This window comes from Nocardiopsis potens DSM 45234, assembly GCF_000341105.1.
Taxonomy (GTDB): Bacteria; Actinomycetota; Actinomycetes; order Streptosporangiales; family Streptosporangiaceae; genus Nocardiopsis_A; species Nocardiopsis_A potens.
In genome coordinates, this window is the sequence record NZ_ANBB01000115.1 from 1 (window position 1) to 2,452 (window position 2,452).

The 2,452-nt window shown below is 74.0% G+C and carries 2 protein-coding genes; one reads left to right on the forward strand and one right to left on the reverse strand.

What is annotated here, in order from left to right; all coding sequences use genetic code 11:
- Positions 1-300: 300 nt before the first annotated feature.
- A complete protein-coding gene (locus D459_RS0130135; protein ID WP_017596711.1) occupies positions 301-945 on the reverse strand; it encodes a TetR/AcrR family transcriptional regulator in 645 nt (214 codons plus the stop codon).
- A gap of 233 nt (positions 946-1,178) precedes the next feature.
- Here D459_RS0130135 and D459_RS0130140 point away from each other — a divergent pair, with 233 nt between their 5' ends.
- The gene (locus D459_RS0130140) at positions 1,179-2,354 is read left to right on the forward strand and encodes an acyl-CoA dehydrogenase family protein (protein ID WP_017596712.1); all 1,176 of its coding nucleotides are present in this window, start codon (positions 1,179-1,181) and stop codon (positions 2,352-2,354) included.
- Positions 2,355-2,452: the final 98 nt, after the last annotated feature.

Consider the following 2,452-nt stretch of genomic DNA (forward strand, 5'->3'; position numbering starts at 1 on the left):
ACCGACCGGCCGGTCCCCTGCCGCCGTCGCCGCCTGCTTGAACCCCGCCCCGCGAGGCGCCGCGCCCGGGCGACCGCCTCCGCCCCGGCCTGCCTTCGCCGTCGCCGCCCCTCTTGACCTTCGCTCCGCGGAGCGCCGCACCCGACCGACCAGCCGGTCCCCCTCCCGCCCTCGCCGCCCGCTTGAACCCCCCGCCCCGCGAGGCGCCGCGCCCGGGCGACCGGCCGGCACGCCCTCCCGCCCTCGCCGCCTGCTTGAACCCCGCCCCGCGAGGCGCCGCACCCGGGGGAGGCGTCTCCGTCAGCGGTCCGCGGGCTCCTCGCGGACCTTCTCGTAGAGCAGGTCCAGGCCGGCCAGGAAGGACTCCAGGGCGAGCTCGAAGCTCTCCGCGTCGATCTCGGCGGCGTGCTCGGCGAGCCGGTGGGCCTGGAAGAGGTTGGGGTAGCGGTCCCGGTAGACCTGGACGTCGTCGGAGAAGCCGCGGGAGAAGGAGTTGATCGCCGCGCCGACCACCAGGTACTTGGTGGAGGCGCCGATCATGGTGGCGTGCCGGGGCGGCCAGCCGGCCGAGACCAGGCCGCCGTGGATCGCGTCGGCCCGCTGCAGGGCCTGGTCGCGCAGGCCGGGGCCGACCGCGATGACCGGGACCAGGTTGGGGTGGGCGGCCAGCGCGGCGCGGTAGGAGTGCGCCCAGGCGACCAGGCCGTGCCGCCAGTCGCCGCCGGCGAAGCCGGAGACGTCCACGTCGGCCATGATCTCGTTGGCGATGTCGGCGAGGAGCTCGTCCTTGGTCCGGTAGTGGCTGTAGAGCGAGGCGGCCTGCACCTCCAGCTCCTGGGCGAGCTTGCGCATGGACAGCCCCTCCAGGCCGTCCCGGTCCACCAGCGCGAGCGCGGCGGCGCGAATCCCGCGCCGGTTCAGGATCGGGGTCTTGGGACGGGCCACGGCTGCCTCTCTGCTCCGACTGCTGCTCCGCCGGCGCGCCCGGTGAGCCGCGGCGGCTCCGGGCGCTCCGGCCGTGAAGCGATCTAACCACGCTCCACCGGGGTTCGCAGGACCCTCTTGCGGCCGGGGCCGGGGCGGCCTATGGTCACATTAACCGAACAACGTTAGGTTTCAGGTCCGGGCACCGCCCCACCGGGGCGGCCGGGCACGGAACGCGGAACGGAGCCGACAGCATGGTGGACTTCGCACTGACCGAGGAGCAGAAGGACGTCCGGGACTGGGTGCGCACCTTCGTCGAGCGCGAGATCATGCCCCTGGAGAACGAGGTGCTCCGCCGCGAGCGGGACGGCGCCGCCCCGGGACTGACCGCCGAGGAGAACCGCGAGCTGCGCGCGCTGGCCCGCAAGTCCGGCTTCTGGGGGGTGCAGACGCCGGTCGAGTACGGCGGCATGGGGCTGGACGCGGTCACCGCGGCCGTCATCGAGGCCGAGCTCGGCCGCACCTTCATCACCTTCAAGTTCGGCGGCGAGGCGGACAACATCCTCTTCCGCGCCGACCGGGAGCAGCGCGAGGAGTACCTGCTCCCGGTGATCGAGGGCACCCGCCGGTCCTGCTTCGCCATCACCGAGCCCGGGGCCGGCTCCGACGCCAAGGCGATCCGGACCCGCGCGGTCCGCGACGGCGGCCACTGGGTGATCAACGGCGAGAAGACCTTCATCACCGGCGGTAACGAGGCCGACTTCGCGCTGGTGTTCGCGGTCACCGACCCGGACAGGGGCGCGGACGGCGGCGTCACCTGCTTCATCGTGGACCGGGAGGCCGGCTGGACCTCCGAGCCGATCGACACCATGGGCGAGCGCCGCCCGGCCTCGCTGGTCTTCTCCGACGTGCGGGTGCCGCACTCCGCCGTGCTCGGCGAGGAGGGCAAGGGCTTCGCCCTGGCCATGCAGTGGATCGGCAAGGGCCGCTACCTGCTGCCCGCCCGCGCGATCGGCGCCTGCGAGCGGCTGCTGGAGATGGCGGTCCGCTACGCGAACGAGCGCACCACCTTCGGCGCCCCGATCGCCGACCGCCAGGCCATCCAGTGGATGATCGCCGACTCCGAGATGGAGACCGAGGCGCTGCGGCTGCTGGTCCTCCGCGCCGCCTGGCAGGTCGACCGGGGGCTCGACTCCCGGCACCACCAGTCCATCGCCAAGCTCTACGGCGGCCAGAAGGCCAACGAGATCGTCGACCGCGTCATGCAGATCCACGGCGGCATGGGCTACACCCGCGAGCTGCCCATCGAGCGCTGGTACCGGGACCTGCGGCTGCTCCGCATCTACGAGGGCACCGACGAGATCCAGCGCCGGACCATCGCCCGCGACCTGCTCACCGGCCGGGTCAAGGTCGGCTCCTCACTGGACTGACCCCGACCGCGCACCGCCCGGTGCGCGAGGCCTCCCGGGGCCGAGGGGATCCCGGGAGGCCCGGGAAAGGCGGGGGCGCGGCGCCCGGGCGGACGCCG

Bases quoted from the DNA above. Each gene is read 5' to 3' on its own strand.
- D459_RS0130140 (WP_017596712.1), top strand. From the start codon at position 1,179: ATGGTGGACTTCGCACTGACCGAGGAGCAGAAGGACGTCCGGGACTGG.